The organism is Leucobacter massiliensis (assembly GCF_002982315.1).
GTDB lineage: Bacteria > Actinomycetota > Actinomycetes > Actinomycetales > Microbacteriaceae > Leucobacter > Leucobacter massiliensis.
Map to the genome: position 1 here is coordinate 371,055 of NZ_MWZD01000013.1, position 20,559 is coordinate 391,613.

Annotated in this window: 19 protein-coding genes and 1 pseudogene; 2 read left to right on the forward strand and 18 right to left on the reverse strand. The window is 72.8% G+C overall.

The annotated features are described in order from the left end of the window. The 7 genes and pseudogenes from carA to efp all read right to left on the reverse strand — a co-directional run bounded on the left by carA (position 1) and on the right by efp (position 5,719). Positions 1–1,227 (reverse strand): glutamine-hydrolyzing carbamoyl-phosphate synthase small subunit, encoded by a 1,227-nt coding sequence (carA, locus tag B4915_RS03930; RefSeq protein ID WP_105804517.1) that lies wholly within the window; start codon positions 1,225–1,227, stop codon positions 1–3. Continuing rightward, positions 1,224–1,736 carry a PH-like domain-containing protein gene (locus B4915_RS03935; RefSeq protein ID WP_105804518.1) on the reverse strand — a complete coding sequence of 171 codons (513 nt, stop codon included), beginning with the start codon at positions 1,734–1,736 and terminating at the stop codon, positions 1,224–1,226. The genes carA and B4915_RS03935 overlap by 4 nt, the downstream gene beginning before the upstream one ends. Beyond that, positions 1,733–3,118 (reverse strand): dihydroorotase, encoded by a 1,386-nt coding sequence (locus tag B4915_RS03940; RefSeq protein WP_105804519.1) that lies wholly within the window; start codon positions 3,116–3,118, stop codon positions 1,733–1,735. The genes B4915_RS03935 and B4915_RS03940 overlap by 4 nt, the downstream gene beginning before the upstream one ends. Continuing rightward, positions 3,115–4,068 (reverse strand): aspartate carbamoyltransferase catalytic subunit, encoded by a 954-nt coding sequence (locus tag B4915_RS03945; RefSeq protein WP_105804520.1) that lies wholly within the window; start codon positions 4,066–4,068, stop codon positions 3,115–3,117. Before B4915_RS03945 ends, B4915_RS03940 begins: the two co-directional genes overlap by 4 nt. Next, positions 4,065–4,634, reverse strand: a pseudogene (gene pyrR, locus B4915_RS03950) (bifunctional pyr operon transcriptional regulator/uracil phosphoribosyltransferase PyrR); the annotation flags it as partial. The pseudogene pyrR and the gene B4915_RS03945, both read right to left, overlap by 4 nt. 92 nt (positions 4,635–4,726) lie before the next feature. Then, positions 4,727–5,143, reverse strand: a complete 417-nt coding sequence (gene nusB / locus B4915_RS03955) for a transcription antitermination factor NusB (RefSeq protein ID WP_105804522.1) — start codon at positions 5,141–5,143, stop codon at positions 4,727–4,729. 12 nt (positions 5,144–5,155) lie between these two features. Continuing rightward, positions 5,156–5,719, reverse strand: coding sequence for an elongation factor P (gene efp, locus B4915_RS03960; RefSeq protein ID WP_105804523.1), 564 nt, complete (start codon positions 5,717–5,719; stop codon positions 5,156–5,158). A gap of 139 nt (positions 5,720–5,858) precedes the next feature. Here efp and B4915_RS03965 point away from each other — a divergent pair, with 139 nt between their 5' ends. After that, entirely contained in the window at positions 5,859–6,425 is a 567-nt protein-coding gene (locus B4915_RS03965; RefSeq protein WP_181158449.1) for a thioesterase family protein, read from the forward strand. Positions 6,426–6,472: 47 nt separating this feature from the next. On the opposite strand, the gene B4915_RS03970 is transcribed toward B4915_RS03965, so the two are convergent. After that, positions 6,473–7,366, reverse strand: coding sequence for a hypothetical protein (locus tag B4915_RS03970; protein WP_245907324.1), 894 nt, complete (start codon positions 7,364–7,366; stop codon positions 6,473–6,475). Between the two features lie 5 nt (positions 7,367–7,371). Continuing rightward, positions 7,372–9,339, reverse strand: coding sequence for a vWA domain-containing protein (locus tag B4915_RS03975; protein WP_105804525.1), 1,968 nt, complete (start codon positions 9,337–9,339; stop codon positions 7,372–7,374). Between the two features lie 60 nt (positions 9,340–9,399). On the opposite strand from B4915_RS03975, the gene B4915_RS03980 reads away from it, so the two are divergent. Beyond that, a complete protein-coding gene (locus B4915_RS03980) occupies positions 9,400–10,890 on the forward strand; it encodes an AAA family ATPase (RefSeq protein WP_245907325.1) in 1,491 nt (496 codons plus the stop codon). 72 nt (positions 10,891–10,962) lie between these two features. On the opposite strand, the gene aroB is transcribed toward B4915_RS03980, so the two are convergent. The 9 genes from aroB to rpsD all read right to left on the reverse strand — a co-directional run bounded on the left by aroB (position 10,963) and on the right by rpsD (position 20,285). Next, a complete protein-coding gene (aroB, locus tag B4915_RS03985) occupies positions 10,963–12,042 on the reverse strand; it encodes a 3-dehydroquinate synthase (protein ID WP_105804527.1) in 1,080 nt (359 codons plus the stop codon). Positions 12,043–12,045: 3 nt separating this feature from the next. Beyond that, positions 12,046–12,813 (reverse strand): shikimate kinase, encoded by a 768-nt coding sequence (locus tag B4915_RS03990; protein ID WP_105804528.1) that lies wholly within the window; start codon positions 12,811–12,813, stop codon positions 12,046–12,048. Next, entirely contained in the window at positions 12,810–14,006 is a 1,197-nt protein-coding gene (aroC, locus tag B4915_RS03995; protein WP_105804529.1) for a chorismate synthase, read from the reverse strand. Before aroC ends, B4915_RS03990 begins: the two co-directional genes overlap by 4 nt. A 5-nt stretch (positions 14,007–14,011) precedes the next feature. Then, the gene (locus tag B4915_RS04000) at positions 14,012–14,920 is read right to left on the reverse strand and encodes a shikimate dehydrogenase family protein (protein ID WP_245907326.1); all 909 of its coding nucleotides are present in this window, start codon (positions 14,918–14,920) and stop codon (positions 14,012–14,014) included. Then, entirely contained in the window at positions 14,921–16,018 is a 1,098-nt protein-coding gene (mltG, locus tag B4915_RS04005) for an endolytic transglycosylase MltG (protein WP_105804530.1), read from the reverse strand. Next, positions 16,015–16,518: a Holliday junction resolvase RuvX gene (gene ruvX, locus B4915_RS04010; protein WP_105804531.1), complete on the reverse strand. Its 504-nt coding sequence runs from the start codon at positions 16,516–16,518 to the stop codon at positions 16,015–16,017. Before ruvX ends, mltG begins: the two co-directional genes overlap by 4 nt. Continuing rightward, entirely contained in the window at positions 16,518–19,172 is a 2,655-nt protein-coding gene (gene alaS, locus B4915_RS04015; RefSeq protein WP_105804532.1) for an alanine--tRNA ligase, read from the reverse strand. Before alaS ends, ruvX begins: the two co-directional genes overlap by 1 nt. Before the next feature lie 87 nt (positions 19,173–19,259). Then, positions 19,260–19,493: a hypothetical protein gene (locus tag B4915_RS04020; protein ID WP_105804533.1), complete on the reverse strand. Its 234-nt coding sequence runs from the start codon at positions 19,491–19,493 to the stop codon at positions 19,260–19,262. A gap of 162 nt (positions 19,494–19,655) precedes the next feature. Then, positions 19,656–20,285, reverse strand: coding sequence for a 30S ribosomal protein S4 (gene rpsD / locus B4915_RS04025; RefSeq protein ID WP_105804534.1), 630 nt, complete (start codon positions 20,283–20,285; stop codon positions 19,656–19,658). Positions 20,286–20,559 lie beyond the last annotated feature (274 nt).

Sequence of the window (20,559 nt, forward strand, 5' to 3'; positions counted from 1 at the left end):
TTAGTTGGCTCCTTCTGCGCCGGCGGCGGGCTGCGCGGCCCGTTCCTTGACCAGCTGGCGGAAACGATCGAAGAGGTAGAAGGCGTCGTGCGGACCGGCCGCGGCCTCCGGGTGGTACTGGACCGAGAAGGCCGCGATGTCGAGGCACTCCAGCCCCTCGACCACCTGGTCGTTGAGGCTGTAGTGGCTCACCTGCACCCGGCCGAGCCCGGCGGGCGAATCGAGCTCGCCCTCGATGGGGGCGTCGACCGCGAAGCCGTGGTTCTGCGAGGTGATCTCGACCCGGCCGGTGCGCTTGTCGAGCACGGGCTGGTTGATGCCGCGGTGGCCGAAGGGCAGCTTGTAGGTGCCGAATCCGAGGGCGCGGCCGAGCAGCTGGTTGCCGAAGCAGATGCCGAAGTAGGGCACGCCGTCGCGCAGGAGCCCGCGCAGCACCTCCACCTGGGCGTCGCTCGCGGCGGGATCGCCGGGGCCGTTCGAATAGAACAGCGCGTCGGGGGCGAGTGCGCGGATCTCCTCGAGCGAGGTGGTGGCGGGCAGCACGATCACGTCGAAGCCGTGCTCGGAGAGGTACTGCACGGTGGCGCGCTTGACGCCGAGATCGAGCACCGCGATCGTGCCGATCCGCTCGACGCCGTCGGCGACGGGCACCTCGTAGCGCTCGGGCGTGGTGACCACCGCGGAGAGGTTCTTGCCCGCCATCGGCTCCTGCTCGCGCACCAGGCGCAGCTGCTCCTCCTCGGGGAGCTCCAGCTCACTGCCCGAGAACACCCCGGCGCGCATGGCGCCGGCCGAGCGGATATGGCGGGTGACGGCGCGGGTGTCGATGCCGGAGATCCCGACCACCCCGTCGGCGACGAGGTCCTCGTCGAGGGAGCGCTGGGCACGGAAGTTCGACACGCGGCGCGCGGGATCGCGTACCACGAAGCCGGCGACCCAGATCTTGCGCGACTCCATGTCGGTGTCGTTCGCGCCGGTGTTCCCGATGTGGGGCGCCGTCATGAGCACGATCTGACCGGCGTAGGAGGGGTCGGTGAGGGTCTCCTGGTAGCCGGTCATGCCGGTCGAGAAGACGAGCTCACCGAGGGTGCGGCCGGTGGCGCCGTAGGCGCGGCCGGTGTAGCGGGTGCCGTCCTCCAGGACGAGCACGGCGGGACCGAGGGGCACGGCGGATGCCGGCGGCGCCGTGACCTCGGAGGCGGAGTGGGTGGCAGTGACAGTGTTCATTTCGCGCCCTCCCGAGACGTCGAAGCGTGGGTTGAGATCTGATCGATGGCCTTGGCGAACGCGGCCTGCTCGGCCGGGTTCGCGAGGCGGAAACTGGATTCGAGCACGCGCTCCCCCGCCGCCCAGCGCAGCAGCGAGAGGCCGTCGCGCTCGACGGCCTTGCCGACGCGCCCGCTCGCCGTGCCGGTTCCCCGCAGCCGTCCGGCGGGGATCCGCACGGGCGTCTCGCCGGTGACGGCGATGATCACGCCGTCGCTGAGCACGGTGAGCTCGGCGTAGCCCTTGTAGCGCAGGCTCGGGATCGACACCCGCTCGAAGGGCGAGCCCTCGGGGGTGGTCGAGACGTAGGAGGCGCGTGGCAGGTGCAGCAGGGTGGCGCCCGAGAGCTCGGCCGCGGGCGCCTCGACGCCGCGGTCCCGTCGCGCGCGGGCGCGCCAGGCGAACCACATGCCGAGCAGCGCGAGCCCCGCGACGGCCGCCATCAGGATCACGTAGCTGGTCTGGCTCACCGTTCGCCCCCCTGCCCGGCGGCCGCCGCGACCGCCTCCGGCTCAGCGAGCTCGCCGTCGTCGAGCGTGAGATACCCGTGGCGGACCGTGTACGCGACCCGGCCCGGCAGTTCCATGCCGAGATAGGGCGAGTTCACGCTGCGGCCGCGCAGCCGCGCCCGGTCGAAGACGCTGACGCCGGCGGGGTCCACGAGCACGAGATCGGCGACGGCCCCCGGCTCAAGCGCGGCGGGATGCCCGGCGAGCCGCCCGATCTCCGCGGGCCGCTGCGAGAGCAGCCGCTCCAGCTCGGCCCAGCTCACGTGGCCCTCCTGGATCAGCGTGAGCAGCGCGATCGGCAGCGCGGATTCGAGTCCGACCATGCCGAAGGCCGCGGCGTCCCACTCGCACTCCTTCGCCTCGACCGGATGCGGGGCGTGGTCGGTGGCGATGATGTCGATGACGCCCTCGGCGACCGCGCGGCGCAGCGCGCGCACGTCCTCCTCGCGGCGCAGCGGCGGGTTCACCTTGTAGCGGGGGTCGTAGCTGCGCACCAGTTCCTCGGTGAGGATCAGGTGGTGCGGCGTGACCTCGGCGGTCACCTGCACGCCGCGAGCCTTCGCCCAGCGGACCACCTCGACCGAGCCCGCCGTGGAGAGGTGGCAGATGTGCAGGCGGGCGCCGATGTGCTCGGCGAGCAGCACGTCGCGGGCGATGATCGACTCCTCGGCGACCGCCGGCCATCCCTTCAGGCCGAGCTCGCTGGAGAGGGCGCCCTCGTTCATCTGCGCGCCCTCGGTGAGGCGCGGATCCTGCGCGTGCTGCGCGATCACCCCGTCGAAGGTCTTCACGTACTCGAGGGCGCGGCGCATGAGCAGCGGGTCGTGCACGCACTTGCCGTCGTCCGAGAAGACCCGCACTGCGGCGCGGGACTGGGCCATCGCGCCGATCTCGCTGAGCCGCTCGCCGCCGAGCTCCTCGGTGACGGCGCCGATCGGACGCACCGTCGCGTAGGCGGCGGCGTCCCCGAGGCGCTGCACCTGCTCCACCACGCCCGCCGTGTCCTGCACGGGGAGCGTGTTCGCCATCGCGAACACGGTCGTGAAGCCGCCGGCCGCGGCCGCCCGCGTGCCGGTGAGCACCGTCTCGGACTGCTCGAAGCCCGGTTCGCGCAGGTGCGTGTGCAGATCGACGAGGCCGGTGAGCGCGATCAGGCCCTCGGCCTCGATGATCCGCTCGCCGTCGCGGGCCGCGAGCCCGCCGTCCGCCTGCGCCGCTCGTTCGACGATGCGGCCGTCCGAGATGCGCAGATCGACGGCCGGGGCGTCGCCCGGGTCTCCGCCGCGCTCGGTGAGCTGGGCGGCGAGGCGCGCGCCGCGGATGAGGAGCTCGGGATTGCTCATGAGGTACTCCGTTCGCCGGACAGCAGCAGGTAGAGGGCGGCCATGCGCACCGAGACGCCGTTGGCGACCTGTTCGAGCACGGTGGAGCGCTCGGAGTCGGCCGCGCGCGCGGAGATCTCCAGGCCGCGGTTCATGGGGCCGGGGTGCATCACGATCGTCTCCTCGCCGAGACCCGCGAGGCGGGCGTCGTCGAGGCCCCAGTTGCGCGCGTACTCGCGCTCGTTGGGGAAGAACGCGGCGTGCATCCGCTCGCTCTGGATGCGCAGCATCATCACCACCTCGGGGCGCTCCTCGCGCAGCGCATCGTCGAGGGAGTGGTGGATCCTGACGGGCCAGTCCCGGGCTCCGTAGGGCAGCAGCGTCTCCGGCGCCACGAAGGCGAGGTGCGCGCCGAGCGCGTTCAGCAGCCAGAGGTTCGAGCGTGCCACCCGGGAGTGGGCGATGTCGCCGACGATCACCACGGATACCCCGTCGAGGTCGCGGCCCCGGCTGTCCCCGGCGAAGAGCCGACGGCGCATGGTGAAGGCGTCGAGCAGCGCCTGGGTGGGGTGCTCGTGCGTGCCGTCGCCGGCGTTGAGCACGCCCGCGTCGATCCAGCCGCTGCGGGCCAGCCGGTCGGGGGCGCCCGAGGCGGGGTGCCGGATCACCACGCCGTCGGCGCCGATGGCCTGCAGGGTCTGCGCCGTGTCCTTCAGCGACTCCCCCTTCGAGACCGAGGAGCCCTTCGCGCTGAAGTTGATGACGTCGGCCGAGAGCCGCTTCGCGGCGGCCTCGAAGGAGATGCGGGTGCGCGTCGAATCCTCGTAGAAGAGGTTGACGACGGTCTTGCCGCGCAGCGCCGGCAGCTTCTTCATCTCGCGCTGCTGCGCGTCCGCCATGTCCTCCGCGGTGTCGAGGATGAGGATCGCGTCGTCGCGGCTGAGCGTGCGCGTGTCGAGAAGGTGCCTCATACGGCGCCCTCCCCTAGGGCCGCCGCACCGGGGCCGTCTCCGATCGTCACCGCGTCCTCGCCGTCGATCTCCGCGAGCCGCACCGAGATGCGCTCGTGCTTCGAACTGGGCAGGTTCTTGCCGATGTAGTCGGCGCGGATCGGCAGTTCGCGGTGCCCGCGGTCGATCAGCGCCGCCAGCCGCACGGCCCGCGGGCGACCGTGATCGTTCAGCGCGTCGAGCGCTGCGCGCACGGTGCGTCCCGAGTAGAGCACATCGTCGACGAGGACGACGGTCGCGCCGTCGATGCCGGCGGCGGGCATGGAGGTCGGCTGCGGGGCACGGGTGGGGTGATGGGCGAGGTCGTCGCGGTACATGGTGACGTCCAGACTGCCCACCGGCACCTCCGCTCCCTCGATGCGGGAGATGATGTCGGAGATGCGTCGCGCGAGCAGCGATCCGCGCGTGGGGATGCCGACGAGCACCAGCCCCGCAACGCCCTTGTTCGCTTCGATGATTTCGTGCGAGATTCGAGTCAGCGCCCGCGAGACCTCAGCGCCGTCCAGCACTGTTCGCGTACCCATATTCGAGCCTCCCTTCTCCGCCTCACGGGACGGCTCTTAAAGAAAAGCTGCAACCCGTCTAGCTTAGCAGCCCCCGGGGCCGTGGAGGGGATGCCCTAGGACGCGGCGTGGTCGGCGATCTTGCCGAGCACGCCGTTGACGAAGCGGCCGGAGTCGTCCGTCGAGTACTCCTTGGCGAGCTCGATCGCCTCGTCGATGGCCACCGCCGCCGGAACCTCCGCGTTGAAGAGGATCTCCCAGGCGGCGATCCGCAGCAGCGCACGGTCGACGTGGGGCATGCGGTCCAGCGTCCACCCCTGCGCGTAGCTGACGAGCAGCTCGTCGATCTCCTCGCGGTGGTCCGCCACTCCGTCGACGATCTCCCGCGCGTAGAGCCAGGACGCGGCGCGGTCGGGCTCGCCGGCCGCTCGCTTCGCCTCGGCGTTCACGATGCTGAGGATCGGCTCCTGCCGCACATCGGCCTGGAAGAGCATGTCGAGGGCGCGCTTGCGCGCCTTGGTCCGGGCACTCATGGCGTGCGGGGACTAGTCGTTGACGCGGCCGAGGTACTCCCCGGTGCGCGTGTCGACCTTCACCCGCGTGCCCGTCTCGAGGAACAGCGGCACCTGGATCTCGGCGCCGGTCTCGACGGTGGCGGGCTTGGTGCCGCCGGTGGACCGGTCCCCCTGCAGGCCGGGCTCGGTGTAGGTGACCTCGAGCACCACCGAGGCGGGCAGTTCGAGGTACAGCGGCTCGCCCTCGTGGAGGGCGATCTGCACCTGCTGGTTCTCCAGCATGAACTTCGCGGCGTCGCCGACGACGGTGCCCGAGACGGTGAGCTGGTCGTAGTCGCTCTGGTCCATGAAGACGAAGTCGGCGCCGTCCTGGTAGAGGTACTGGTAGTCGCGGCGATCCACGTTCGCGGTCTCGATCTTCGCGCCCGCGTTGTAGGTCTTGTCGATGATCTTGCCCGAGACGACGTTCTTCTGCTTGGTGCGCACGAAGGCGCCGCCCTTGCCCGGCTTGACGTGCTGGAACTCGACCACGCTCCAGAGCTGACCGTTCTCCTTGATCACGGTGCCGTTCTTGATGTCGTTCGAGGTTGCCATGTGCTCAGTCTTCTCCGGGTTCTTCGGGGTGCGTGCGCCGTGCGACGCCAGTCAATCGTACACCGCGGCTGCCGGGCGCCTTGCAGCTCGCGCACAATCGAGGTGCGGGCGGGCGGGCACCGCTCCTATGATCTCGCCCATGCACATGATCTTCCGCACCCTCTGGCATCAGTGGTTCGTCGGCCCGCGGGGCCGCCGGCTCGGCTTCGGCGACGTCAGCCGTTCGCGCTTCCGGGTCTGGCCGACCGACCTGGACATCCTGCGGCACATGAACAACGGCAAGTACCTCTCGATCATGGACGTCGCGCGCTTCGACCTGATCCAGCGCAACGGGGTGTGGGAGCTGTTCCGGCGCGAGGGCTGGTACCCGGTGGTCGTGGGCCAGACGATCTCGTACCGTCGCTCGCTGAATCCCTGGATGCGGTTCTGGATCGAATCGCGCATTCTCGGTTTCGACGAGCAGGCGGTGTACATCGAGCAGCGCTTCGTGCGACCGGACGCCGCCCGGCGCCCCGAGATCTACGCCCGCGCCGTGGTGCGCGGACGCATCCTCCGGCGGGCCGGCGGCACGGTGCCCGTGGCCGAGATCATCGCGAAGAGCGGGGCCGATCCCGAGGCGCTGCGCGTGCCGGAGGAGATCCTGGCGTGGGGGCGCGGAACCCGCCTGCCCTCGACCCGGGACGAGGCGATCAGCGCCTGGGAGTGAGCTCGGGCGCCGCGCCGCGCGCCGGAACCGGGAGGCCCGATCCGGGATCAGCCGATCGGCGGACGTGAGCCGAGATGCGGACCCTGGTTGCCCGGCTCCCGGGAGCTGATCCGCACCGTCGACTCCGCCGCGTCGTAGACGTGACGCGCGGCGAGCCTGCCGTCCGCGAGCGGCCCGGCAAGCCAGGTGAAGCTGCGCGCGTCGAGCAGCGGACGGTCCGCGAGGTATCGCTCGAGCTGGAGCATGAGCATCTCGGGGAGGCTCGCGTGCGGGCCGTGGGCGTAGCCGAGGCCGAGCACCGGGGGGGCGAGACCGGCGGGCACGAGCCGCAGCGTCCAGCGCACCGGACCCTCGCCGCGCACCGCGGGAGTGCCCGCCCCCGGTGCGGCGTCGAGCAGCGCGAACTCCTGCTCGACCTCGCCCGCCAGCGCGAGTCGGAGCGCGCGACCCCCGTGCTCGGCCCCGCGCAGCTCCGAGCCACGGGCGAAGAGCCGGCGCCAGCCCTCGGCCCCGAGCCCGTGCGGCGCGAAGACCGGCGCGAGGGTCGGATCGCCGCCCAGCGCCGCCGCCAGGCCCGCGACGTCGGCCCCGACAGCGGCGAAGGCCTCGGGCTCGGGAAGGGGCAGGCCGACCCACCCCGCAATGCGCCGCGCAGCGGCGTGCGCCTCCGCCAGGCGTTCGCGCACCTCCGCGTCGCCGAACTCCGCGAACGGGGCCTCGGCGAACTCGGTCCGCAGCTGCGCGGCGCGCGCATCGAGCCAGGCGTCGAAGTCGCCCTGCTCGCCGCCTGCCTGGCCCGCCGCGCCGGGCACGTCCGCCCCTCCCGCCGTGGCCGCGTAGGCGGCGTCGAGCTCCGCTGCCATCGCGGGAAACAGCGCACGTGCGAGGCGCAGGCCATCGCGGCCGTCATCCTCCGGTGCTCCGAGCATCTCCAGTCCCATGCCTGTCACGGTAGACCACCCTCCAGCAGTTCCCCGATCGCATCGGCGATCCGCTCGGGGTCATCGATCCTCCGGCTGCTCGGAGCGTAGCGCCGCACCACCTCGTCGGAGGCGATCCCGATCCCGTGCACGCCGACGCCCGCCGCCCGCAGCCGCCGCAGCTCCGCGGCGGCCGCGGCGTCGTCGTCGGAGCCGCCGTCGCTGACGACGATCACCACGCGCCGCCGCTCGCGGCCTTCCCCGCCGCCGCCCCCGAGCAGCCCGAGCTGCGCCGCCGCGAGCCGCAGCGCCGCCGCGTCGGCCGTGGAGCCGCGCGGCGAGCGGATGCCGGCGATCATCTCGAGCCGCTCCGCGTCGTCGAGGCCGGCGGAGAGCGGCTTGACGAGGCGCGCTTCCGCGTCGAAGAGCACGAGCGCGGTGCGCAGTTCCAGCTCGAGATCGACGCGGTGCCGCTGCTCGGCGTGCGCGATGTCCCGGGCGGCACCGGCCATGGCCTCCAGCATGATCAGCGCCGCATCCGCTGCCGCCTCGGCGGCGCGTCCCCGCATCGATGCTGAGCGGTCGACCAGCAGCACGTAGTCGGTGCTGCCGGCACGCTGCGTGCGACGATCCCTCCGCTCGCGGCGCAGGTAGGCCGCGGGCCGCTCCACGCCGGCGCTCGCCTCCGCGACGGCGCGAGCGAGCGAGCCGAGATCCAGCATCTCCCCCTCGGGAGCGGCGCGGCGACCGGGCGCGCGCACGCTCGCGACGCGCTCTGCGATCACGCGCGCCCACACCTCCCGCATGCGCTCGATCGGCTCCGCGAGGCGGGCGGCGCGGTCCCGGTACTGCCGGGCGGCGAGGGCGGCGCCCGCCCCCGCCCCTCCGGCGCTCTCACGATCCTCGTCCGGGGCCGGATCGCCCGCCTCGGCCGCCGCATCGATCTCGGCGAGCTCGCGGAGCAGCGCGCCCTCCGCTGGCAGGGGCGTGTCGAGCACCGCTCGCACGAAACCGGCCTGTTCGGCGGCGAAGAGATCCGCGCCCTCCGCGCGCTCGCGGCCTTCGCCGGGACGGGCCGGGTCCTCCTCGTCCTCCGGCGGCGCGGTCTCGCCGGCGCCGCCGCCCTCGTCGTCCTGCTGCGCCTCCGCCTCCGCCTCCCCCGCAGCCGCGCCCGCCGCCACGCCGTCGGCGCCCGGGTCGGACTCGTCCGTCCCTCCTGCTCCGCCCGGCTCGCCCCAGCCCCGCTCGCGCGCGTCGATGGCGAGCAGCCGACGATACGGGGGCAGCAGCAGCGCCAGCGCGCGCTCGAAGCGTTCGAGCGGATCCCGCCCGGGGTCCGGGGCCAGCACCCGCCGCAGCGGGTCGGCGCCGGCAGCGGCGCGGCGCCACAGCTCGCGCCACTCCCTCGCGACCTCCGCCGCGGCCCCCGCTGCGCCGGTCACCTTCGCCGTCTCGCCGCCCGCCGGCCTCCCGGCCCCGGCGCCCGGTCCGGCTCCGGCCCCGGAGCGCAGCAGCAGGACGAGCCACTGCAGGTGGCGGGGCAGCGGCGCGAGATCGCCGGGGAGCCCGCGCACCACCGCGGCCTCGAGCCGGGGCCGGAGGCCCGGCATCGCGGTGAGCAGCTCGGCCGCGGACTGGAGCCGGGTCACGGCGGCGAGCAGCGGTGCGCTGCCGGGCAGCGCGGCGGCGAGCGAGTCGGCGCGGCGCGCACGGGCAGGCGCCCTCCCGCCGAAGCGCCCCCCTCCCCAGAGCTGGAGCATGGCCAGCGCCACCGCCTCATCCGCCCCGTGTCCCCGTTCCGCATACCAGCCGAGCCCCACGCGCAGCTCGGCCCGGCCACCCGCCGTCCGCACCAGCTCCCAGGATCGATCGTCGCTCACGGCGACGGTGACCCCGAGCAGTGCCCCCGCCGCCGCCAGCCCCTCGCGGGCCGCCGCCAGTCCTTCGCCGGCCGCCGCGAGCTCGCGAGCGGGCAGCTCCTCGCGCGCGTCCATGCACACACCCTACCGGGGGCGCCGGCCCCGGGGACCGTGCAGGGTGATAGCGTGACGGGCATGCTGGCGTTCGATGCGGATCCGGTGCTGCACGAGGCCCGGGTGCTCTGGGAGGAGCGGCGTCGCGTGCTGCGTGCGATCGCGGCGGAGGAGCGCGGCACGGCCGGCGTCGTCCCCCGCGGGGCGGACCGGGGCGGCCGGATCGAGGCGGCCGGGGATCCCGGCTCGGCGCACGACGGCGATCTCGCCTCGCTCGACGCGCAGCTCGCCCGCCTGCTGCACGATCCCGCCCGCCGGGCCACGATCGAGGCGGCGCTCGACGAGCGGGCCCGCACCCTCCGGATCGCGGTCGGCGTCGAACGCGAGCGCGCGGCACGGCTCCGGCGTCTCGCGGAGGCCGAGCGGATCGAGGCGCGCGCACGCTCCCAGCGCCGTGCGCTCACCGCGGCGGAACGGCGCCGCGCCGCCGGGCTCCGGGAGCACGCCCCTGAGGAACCGGCCGTTCCGAGCGGCATCACCACGGCTTCCCGGCGGGACGGCGTGCTGGACGCGCTCGGCGCGATGCGCCTGCGGGAGGCGCGGCGCGAACTCCGTGACGGGCTGCTGCTCACCCGGCAGATGCGCGAGATCATCGCCGAGGCCGGGCCCGCGCTGGCGAGCGGCTCGCCGGTGCTGCTGGTGGGCGAGACGGGCGGCGCGAAGACCGCGCTCGCGGAGCACCTCTCGCACGCGGTCCTCGGACGCGAAGCGGAGCTGGTCTCCGGGTACGGCGACATCACGAGCGCACAGCTCATCGGGGCACACGAGCTGCGCGCCGAGGACGGCGCCACCGTGAGCGCCTTCGTGCCGGGGCCGCTGCTGCGCGCCATGACCGAGGGGCGGCCCGTGATCCTCGACGAGATCAACGCCATGCCCGCCGAGTTCCTGAAGCGCCTGAACCGGATACTGCAGCTGCGCCCCGGTGACGCGCTCGGCGTGCAGGAGGACGCGGGCCGGGAAGTGCGCATCGCACCGGGCTTCGCGATCCTCGCCACCGCCAATGAGCAGACCCCGCACCGCTACCGCGGACTGGAACGGCTGAGCGCCGAGCTCGTCAACCGCTTCGGCGCGAACGCGTACCGCGTGCACTACCCGGACGCGGGCCGGGGCTACGAGGAATTCCCCGAGGAGAACGCGCTGCTCGCTGCGGCCGCCGTCGCCGACGAGCGGGGGCGGCTCCCCGAGGGGATCGACGCCGACTCGCTGTTCCGCGCGGCACGCGCGGCCTTCATCAGCCAGCAGGTGTTCACGGGCGCGCACGGCGAGGGCTTCGGCGAGTACCTCAGCACCGAGCGCGAGATCGACGGCCGCCCAGGCCTGGAGGAGGCGGTGCTGGCTCCCCGCACGCTCGTCGCGGTGCTGCAGAAGGTGGCGGAGAGCCGAGGGGCGGTCACCCTCGATCGCGCGCTCGGCCGCTTCGTCGAGGGCGTCATGCACCGGGAGGACCGGCGCGTGCTCGCGCTCATCCTCTCCGGTCAGGGCTTCCGGCTCGGCGCGGCCGTCACGGCCTGAGCCTTGCCGGTGCCCGGTTCCGGCCGAAGCCGGGCACCGGCGCAGCGGGCCTGGCCGGGGCCCGGCGGGACCCTAGCTCGCGATCTCCTGGTAGGCGAAATGGAGCACGGACTCGTCCACGCCGGCGAGCACGCGGGGCTTGCCGATCTCGTCGAGCACGATGAAGCGGAGCATCCCGGCGCGCGCCTTCTTGTCGCGCTGCATCGTTGCGAGCAGCCCGGGCCAGCGGCCCGCGGGGTAGCTCAGCGGCAGCGACAGCAGGCTGAGCACGCGGCGGTGCCGCTCAACGGCCTCGTCGGAGAGCGATCCCGCCATGCGCCCCAGCTCCGCCGCGAACATCATGCCGATCGCGATCGCCACCCCGTGCCGCCACTGGTAGCGCTCGGCGTGCTCGATCGCGTGGCCGAGGGTGTGGCCGTAGTTCAGGATCTCGCGCAGCCCGCCCTCCCGGAAGTCCTCCGAGACGACGCGCGCCTTCACCCCGATCGCGAGCTCGATGAGCCTCTGGAACTCCGGGCTCGCGGGATCGGTGGCGCGGGCGGTGTCGGCCTCGATGAGGTCGAGGATTTCGGGCTCGGCGATGAAGCCGCACTTGGCGACCTCCGCGAAGCCCGCGAGGATCTCGTTCCTCGGCAGCGTGTCGAGCAGCTCGAGATCGCAGAGCACGGCGGAGGGCGCGTAGAAGCAGCCGACGAGGTTCTTGCCCTCGGCCGTGTTGATGCCGGTCTTGCCCCCGACCGAGGCGTCGACCATGCCGAGCACGGTGGTCGGGATCTGCACCAGGCGCACCCCGCGCAGCCAGGTCGCCGCGACGAAGCCGGCAAGATCGGTGACCGCGCCCCCGCCCAGCCCGATCACGGCGTCGGTGCGGGTGAAGTCCGCCTGCCCCATGATCTGCCAGCAGAACGCCGCCACCTCGACCCGCTTGGCGGCCTCGGCGTCGGGGACCTCGGCGAGGAGCACCTGGCCGTATCGCCGCTGCAGCGAGGAGCGCAGTTCGTCGGCGAGCTTCCCGACCGTCGCGGTGTGCACGATCAGCACCTTCGCCACGCGGTCGCCGAGCGCCTCGGGAACGCGGTCGAGGATGCCCCGCCCCACGGTCACGCAGTATTCGCTCTCGCCCGTCACCGGGATCTTCACGGCCTCACCCATCTGCTACTCTCCCTCACTCGGCTCGTGCGCGGCATCACGGTGGCGTCGCGCACCGTCCGCGCGCCGTCGCTGCCGCTCATAGCCGCGCGCCCACTGCGCCACCCGGCGCGCGAGCTGCTCCTTCGTCGCCCGGTCCGTGCGGTAGGTGACGTCGGCCACCTCCTCGTAGAAGCCGCGGCGCTCCTCCAGGATGCGGCCCCACGCCTCCGGGTCATCCCGCAGCAGCGGGCGGCGGGCGATATTCGCGGTGCGCAGTACCGCCTCCTGCGTGGTCATCAGCAGCACCACCGGGTGCTCGCGCAGCAGCCGGCGCGTCTGCTCGGCGATGACCGCGCCGCCGCCGAGCGCCACGATGCGGGGCCCCGGGACCGCGAGCTCCTCGGCGATCACCTCGGCCTCCAGCCTGCGGAACTCGGCCTCCCCGTGTCGCTCGAAGAACTCGGCGATCACCCCGTGCTTACGCACGAACACCGCGTCCGTGTCGACGAACTCGATGCCGAGCTCGCGCGCCACGCGCTTCCCGAGGCTCGTCTTCCCGGCCGCCATGGGGCCGACGAACACGATCGCCCGCTCGGGCAGGCGGGATCCGCCCCTCCCGCGCCGCCGCCGGCGTCTGCGCGGCGCGCGGAGCTGCCCCGGCTCGGACGACGAAGCCGCCGCTTCGGCCTCGGCTGCCGGGATCTGCCGCAGCGGCTGCGTGGGCGGGCCGGGCTTCGGCCGGGTCGCCGCCGGCGGACCGGCGTCCCGGTTCACCCGCCGGTGACCGCTCACGATTCGATGACGGTCGCCAGCCGCTCGGGGATCGCCGCCAGATACGACTCGAGATTGCGCTTCGTCTCGGCCACGCTGTCGCCGCCGAACTTCTCGGTCACGGCGTCGGCCAGCACGAGCGCCACCATCGCCTCGGCGACGACGCCGGCGGCGGGCACCGCGGAGACGTCGCTGCGCTGATGGTGCGCCTTCGCCTCCTCACCGGTGGCCGTGTCGACCGTGGGCAGGGCGTGCGGCACGGTGGCGATGGGCTTCATGCCCGCGCGCACCCGCAGCACCTGGCCGGTGGTCATGCCGCCCTCGATGCCGCCGGCCCGCCCCGTCTCGCGTGCGATGCGGCCGTCGGCGATGTGCAGTTCGTCGTGAGCGACGGATCCGCGCCGCCGCGTCGTCTCGAAGCCGTCCCCGACCTCCACCGCCTTGATCGCCTGGATCCCCATCAGGGCGCCCGCGAGACGCGAGTCGAGCCGCCGGTCCCAGTGCACGTAGGAACCGAGGCCGACGGGCAGGCCGTAGGCGAGCACCTCGACCACGCCGCCGATGGTGTCCCCCGACTTCTTCGTGTCGTCGACCTCCGCGACCATGCGCGCGCTGGTCTGCGCGTCGAAGCAGCGCAGCGGGTCCGCGTCGAGCGCCGCGACATCCTCCGGCCGTGGCAGCGGACCTCCGGCGGGCACCGCGACCTCCCCGAGCGAGACGGTGTGGCTGACGAGCCGGATGCCCAGCTCGGCGAGGAAGGCCCGCGCGACGGCTCCGAGCGCGACGCGCGCCGCGGTCTCACGGGCGCTCGCGCGCTCCAGCACCGGCCGGGCCTCGTCGAAGCCGTACTTCTGCATACCGGTCAGGTCGGCGTGTCCCGGCCGGGGCCGCGTGAGCGGAGCCCCGCGCCCGCGGGACCTCTCCGAGAGCTCGGTCTTCTCCGCGCTCATCACCTCGGTCCACTTCGGCCACTCGGTGTTGCCGATCCGGATCGCAACGGGGCCGCCGATCGAGACGCCCTGCACCACGCCGCCCGAGAGGTGCAGCTCATCCTGCTCGAACTTCATCCGCGAACCGCGGCCGTAACCGAGCTTCCGGCGGGCGAGATCCTCGCGGATCCCGTCGAGCGAGACGGGGACGCCCGCGGGCAGTCCCTCCAGGACGGCAATGAGTTCGGGGCCGTGGGATTCTCCGGCCGTGAGCCAACGCAGCATACCCTCTATCCTCCCACACCGGGGAGCTGCGCCGCGTCGCGCATCGCTTCCCGCACGCGCTCCTCGGCGTCGAGCCGGCGCCCCGGATCGCCGTGCGCGAAGATCCTGATCTGCACGATCGCCTGCTCCACGAGCATCTCGATGCCGGCGTGCGCCCTCCCCCCGGCCGCCGCCCACCGGCCGGCGAGCGGCGAGGGCCACGGACTGTAGGCGACGTCGAACAAGGGCACGCGCTCGGCGCCGGGCGGCAGCGCGAGCCCCGCGCCCGCGGGGCCGGGCAGCGTCGACACGGTGAGCGTGGCCGAGGCGAGTGCCTCCGCCGCCACCGAGCCCGGATCCGCCGAAAGCGGGGCGGAGGCCACCGTGAGGGCCGCCGGTGCGCCCGGCTCACGGCTGCCGTCGAAGCGCGCTGCGAGTTCGGCGAGCGCCTCCGGCCGGCGGGCGAGCACGGTCACCCGCTCGGCGCCGAGGCTGCGCGCGGCGAGGATGGCAGACACCGCAGTGGCTCCGGATCCGATCACCACGGTGGCGCTCGCATCGAGTCCCGCACGCGCGATCGCGGAGGCCAGGCCCGCCACATCGGTGTTGAAACCGGCCCAGCTCGGCCTCCGGCCCACGCCGCTCGCGATCCGGAGCAGGGTGTTGACCACGCCGCTCTCCTCGGCGACGGGATCCCGCACGGCGGCGATCCGGTGCGCCTCCTCCTTCAGCGGCATCGTGACCGAGAAGCCCCGCCACTCGGGGCCTCGCGCGGCGAGGAAGCCAGCAAGCCCCTCGGGTTCCAGGCGCTCCCTGCCGTACTCCCAGTCGAGGCCGAGCACCGCGTAGGCGGCTCGGTGGATGAGCGGCGAGCGGGAGTGCGCGACCGGAGAGCCGAGGACCGCGAGCCGCTCCCGCAGCACCCCGTCAGACACTCAGCATCCCTTGCCGGGGTTCGCGGCGCACCACTCGTTGAGCCGCTGCACCGCGGCCTCGTGCTCCTCGTTGGTCTTCGAGAACACCGACTCCCCCGTGTCGAGGTCGATCGCCACGAAGTAGAGCCAGTCCCCCGGCTCCGGATTCAGTGCGGCGGCGATGGCATCGCGCCCGGGATTCGCGATGGGGCCTTTCGGGAGGCCCTCGTGGACGTAGGTGTTCCAGGGGTTGTCGTCGGCGAGGGCCTCGTCCGTGGACCAGACGCTCCCGTCCTCGTGCTGGCCCATGCCGTACTGGGCGGTGGAGTCCATCTGCAGCTTCATGCCCTGGTCGAGGCGGTTCTGGATCACGCGCGCCACCTTGCCGAAGTCCTCGGCGCGTCCGGCCTCGCGCTGCACCATCGCGGCGATGTTGAGCACGCGCTCGCGATCCTCGAGCGGCACGCCGAATTCGTCGAGCACGGCCTTCTGCTGGTTCACGAGCGTGGCGACGGCCTCCGCTCCCGTGGTGTCCCCCTCGAACTCGTAGGTGGCGGGGAAGAGCCAGCCCTCGAGGCTGCTCACCCCGGGCGGCAGATCGAAGGCCGCGGGATCGGCCGCGGCGGCCTCCAGCTCCTCGAGCGGGATGTCCGCGCCGGCCGAGACGATCTCCAGCGTCTGCGCCACGGTCTTGCCCTCGGGGATCATCGCGGTGAACGCCATCCGGTTCGCCGGATCCTGGAGCGCGTCGAGCGCCGCCTGCGCGCTCATCTCCAAGCGCAGCCGGTACGAGCCCGGCATGAACTCCACCGCGGGCTCCTGGGCGAGCAGCAGCTCGTAGAACGCCTCCGAGGTCTTCACCACGCCCGCCTCTTCCAGGCTGTTCGCGACGTCCTCGCCGATCTCCCCGGAGGTCACGACCACGATCGTCTCACCGTGCCCCTCCCCCTCGTAGTCGTTGCTGGTCCACCCGAGCGCCTGCGAGACCTGCGCGCCGTAGGACGACCACAGGACGGCGCCCGCCGCGGCGAGGCCCCCGAGCAGGACCATGACGACGAGCAGCGTGATGAGGATCCGCCTCCCGAGATGTCGGGGCTCTCCGTGTACGCGTGCGTTCATGATCGGGTCTCCTCCTCGGGACCGGTCGCCGCTTCGACGGCGCGCCCGGGCGCCTCCCCCCGCGCGCGCTCCACGTCGAGCGCGTGCTGGAGGATCACCACGGCCGCGGCCTGGTCGATGACGGATCTGCTGTTCTTCGTGTTCTTCCCCGCCTGCCGCAGCTGACCCTGCGCTGAGACCGTCGAGAGCCGCTCGTCGACGAGGCGCACGGCCGGCCCCTGCGGCGCCGCTGAGGCGCGAGCGGCGAGCCGCTCGGCGAAGCGCACCGCGTCGTCGGTCGACGGAGTGCGCTCCCCGCGCAGATTGAGCGGGAGCCCGACCACCACCTCGATCGCCTCGAACTCCTCGGCAAGGGCAAGGATCCGGGCGAGGTCGGTCGCCCCGCCCCCATCGCGCTGCACGGTCTCGAGCGGCGTGGCGAGCATCCCGTGCGGATCGCACCGGGCGACGCCGATGCGGGCCTTGCCCACGTCGACCGCGAGACGGGTTCCGCGCCGCACTAGCCCGCGAGGCTCCGGCGGATCTCGGCGAGCGCGTCGCCGATCTTCGCCACATCGCTGCCGCCGCCCTGGGCGAGGTCGGGCTTGCCGCCGCCGCCACCGCCGAGGACCCCCGCGCCGAGCTTCGCCAGATCGCCCGCGCGCACGCCGCGATCGCGGGCTGCCGCCGTCGTCGCGGCGATCACGAGCGGCTTGCCGGCCGACTCCCCCGCGAGCACGACCACGCCGGGATCCGATCCGAGCCGCTCGCGCAGCTGCAGCGCGAGGGCGCGCACCTCATCGGCCGAGCCGACGGCGCCGAGTGAGCCGAGCACGGCGCGCACGCCGTTCAGTTCTTCTGCGCCGGCGAGCAGCTCGGGCACCCGCTGCGTGAGCTTCTCGGCCTCCAGCGCCGCGATCTTCTTCTCCGCCGCGCGCAGCTGGGCGCCGAGATCCTGCACCTTCGTCACGAGCTCGGCGCGGGGCACCTTGAGTCCGCTGGTGAGCTGCTGCACGATGGTGCGCTCGGCCGCGAAGTTCCGGAAGGCCTCGATGCCGACGAGGGACTCGACCCGGCGGTTCGTGGAGCCGACGGAGCTCTCGGAGACGAGGCTGATCATGCCGACCTCGGCCGAGCTGGAGACGTGCGTTCCCGCGCAGAGCTCGCGCGACCACGGACCGCCGATGTCGACCACGCGCACCCGGTCGCCGTACTTCTCACCGAAGAGGGCCATTGCGCCGAGCGCCTTCGCCTCCTCGAGCGGCATCTCCCGCGTGACCACCTCGTAGTCGCTGCGGATCGCGAGATTCGAGATCTCCTCGATCTCGCTCTTCGTCTCCGCCGAGAGCGCATCGCTGTGCGTGAAATCGAGGCGCAGGTAGCCCGCCTTGTTGTAGGAGCCCGCCTGGTGCGCGTTCGGGCCGAGCACCTCCCGCAGCGCGGCGTGCACGATGTGGGTCCCCGAGTGCGCCTGCGTGGCGCCGCGGCGGTAGTCGGCGTCGACGCGGGTCTCGGCGCGCGCGTCGAGCGCGACCGTGCCGACGGTCACCTTCACCGTGTGCACGATCAGGCCCGGCACCGGCTTCTGCACATCGAGCACCTCGGCCTCGAAGCCGTCGCCCACGATGAGCCCCTGATCCGAGTCCTGCCCGCCCGACTCGGCCCACAGCGAGGTCTCGGCGAGCACGATCTCCGCGATCTGCCCCTCGCGCGCCTCGGGAGCGGGGGCGCCGTCGACGACGATCCCGAGCACCCGGCTCTCATGCACGAGCTCGTCGTAGCCGACGAACGCGGTCTCGCCGAGCCCGCGCAGCTCCTTGTAGACGGAGAGGTCCGCCCGCTGACCCTTCTTCGCCTTCGCGTCGGCCTTGGCACGGTCGCGCTGCTCCTGCATGAGCGTCGCGAACACGCCGCGGTCCACGTCGACACCGGCTTCCTCCGCGATCTCCAGCGTCAGCTCGATCGGGAAGCCGTAGGTGTCGTGCAGCAGGAACGCGGTGTCACCGGGCACCTCGGCGCCCGCCTGCTTCGCGGCGTCGACGGCGGTGTCCAGGATCTGGCTGCCCGAGGCGAGCGTGCGCAGGAAGGTCTTCTCCTCGGCGTAAGCCGCCCGCGAGATGAAGTCGAAGTCGCTCGCGACCTGCGGGTAGGCGGCGCTCATCGCGTCGCGAGACACCGGGAACAGCTCGGGGAAGGTCGCACCCTCCACGCCGAGCAACCGCATCGAGCGGATCACCCGGCGCAGCAGGCGGCGCAGGATGTACCCGCGGCCCTCGTTCGACGGGGTCACCCCGTCGGCGATGAGCATGAGGCCGCTGCGCACGTGATCGGCGATCACGCGCAGGCGCACGTCGTCCTCGTGGTTCGCCCCGTAGCGCTTCCCGGCGAGCTCGGCGGCACGGTCGAGCACGGGCCGCACCTGGTCGATCTCGTACATGTTCTGCACGCCCTGCTTGATGAAGGCGACGCGTTCGAGACCCATGCCGGTGTCGATGTTCTTGTTGGGCAGCTCGCCCACGATGGTGAAGTCGGTCTTCGAGCGGACATCGGTGATCTGGTACTGCATGAACACGAGGTTCCAGATCTCCACGTAGCGGTCGTCGTCGGTGGCCGGGCCGCCGTCGATCCCGTGCTCGGGTCCGAGATCGTAGAAGATCTCAGAGCACGGGCCGGCGGGCCCCGGCTGACCGGTCGACCAGTAGTTCGTGTCCTTGCCCAGCCGCTGGATCCGCTCGTCCGGCAGCGTCGAGTGCTGCTTCCAGAGCGCGAGCGCCTCGTCGTCGTCCTCGTAGACGGTGACCCACAGGTCCTCCGGGTCGAAGCCGAGGCCGCCGTCGGCCTCGCTGCTCGTCAGCAGCTCCCAGGCGAAGCGGATCGCGTCCTCCTTGAAGTAGTCGCCAAAGGAGAAGTTGCCGCACATCTGGAAGAAGGTGCCGTGCCGGGGAGTCTTGCCGACCTCCTCGATGTCGTTCGTGCGGATGCACTTCTGCACGCTCGTGGCCCGCGGGTAGGGCGCGGGCACCAGCCCCGAGAGATACGGCACGAAGGGCACCATGCCCGCGACCGTGAACATCAGGCTGGGATCGTCGCTCACCAGGGAGGCGGAGGGCACGACGGTGTGTCCCCGCTGCTCGAAGAAGTCGAGCCAGCGGCGGCGGATCTCAGCGGTCTGCATCGGGATGGGGGTCCTTCGAAGGTGAGGGCGGTCGGGGGGTCGGGGGTGGTGCGGCGGATCGGCCCGCGGGACCGCGATCCGCGAGGATCAGTCGGCGGCGTTCTTGTCGCGCAGCTTGCTCAGCGCCGACTCGACGTCGTCTGCGAGCTCATCCACGGCGGCCTCCGCCTCGTGGTAGCCGGTCGAGAACGCGCGGTTGAACTCCTCGACGCCGCGATTCACGCGCTCGAAGAAGCGGCGTCCGCCGGGCGTTCCGTTCACGAAATGCGCTGCGACGAAGCCCAGCACGACACCGCTCAGCAGCCAGCTCAGTTTGCGCATGTCCGGTTTCCTCCTTCGCCGTATGCGCGCGGCCGTGTCGCCGCGCCTCGGAAGCACCCCTCAAGCTTAGCGCCTGGGATGCGGGGCGCCCGGGAAAACACCAGGGGCACCGGATCCCGATCGCTCGGATTCCGGCGCCCCTGGTGAGTTGCCGTGGGCGGCTCAGCGACCCGAGTAGTACTCGACCACGAGCTGCACCTCGCAGGTCACGGGGACCTCGGCGCGCTTCGGGCGGCGCACGAGCCGCGCCTGGAGCTTGTCGAGCTCGACCTCGAGGTAGCCCGGGACGTTGGGCAGCACCTCGGCGTGGCCGCCCGCGGCCGCCACCTGGAAGGGCTCGAGCGCCTCGGAGCGCTCCTTGACGTGGATCAGCTGGCCCGGCTTCACGCGGAAGGAGGGGCGGTCGACGATCTTGCCGTCGACGAGGATGTGGCGGTGCACCACGAGCTGGCGGGCCTGCGCGGTGGTGCGGGCGAAGCCGGCGCGCAGCACGAGCGCGTCGAGGCGCATCTCGAGCAGCTCGACCAGGTTCTCACCGGTCAGGCCGTCCTGACGGCGGGCCTCCTTGAAGGCGATGACGAGCTGCTTCTCGCGGATGCCGTACTGGGCCCGGAGACGCTGCTTCTCACGCAGGCGGACGGCGTAGTCGCTGTCGCTCTTGCGCTTGGTGCGGCCGTGCTGGCCGGGGCCGTAGGGGCGCTTCTCGAGGTAGCGGGCGGCCTTCGGGGTGAGGGCGATCCCGAGCGCGCGGGAGCGGCGGGTCTGGGAGCGAGTACGCGAGGTAGTCGACACGTGGGTCCTTTCGGGTTTCTGTATGTTCTTCGCGCTCCGGTGGGAGGCGCGTGTTCTCTCGGCCAGGCTGCGCCCGCATGAACTCGTCATGCACGCGACGCAGCGCACCGTCTTCGGTGAGGGAACGACCAGCGCAGAAACCCGGCTACAGGGCGACTGCCATGCGCATCCCGCCTGCAGCCGGCGGCGGAAGCGATGTTGGCCAGCGACCAGCTTAGCAGATCCCCGCGCACCCGCGCCCGTCCCGGCCACCGGCGGAAGAGTCGCGCGGGCG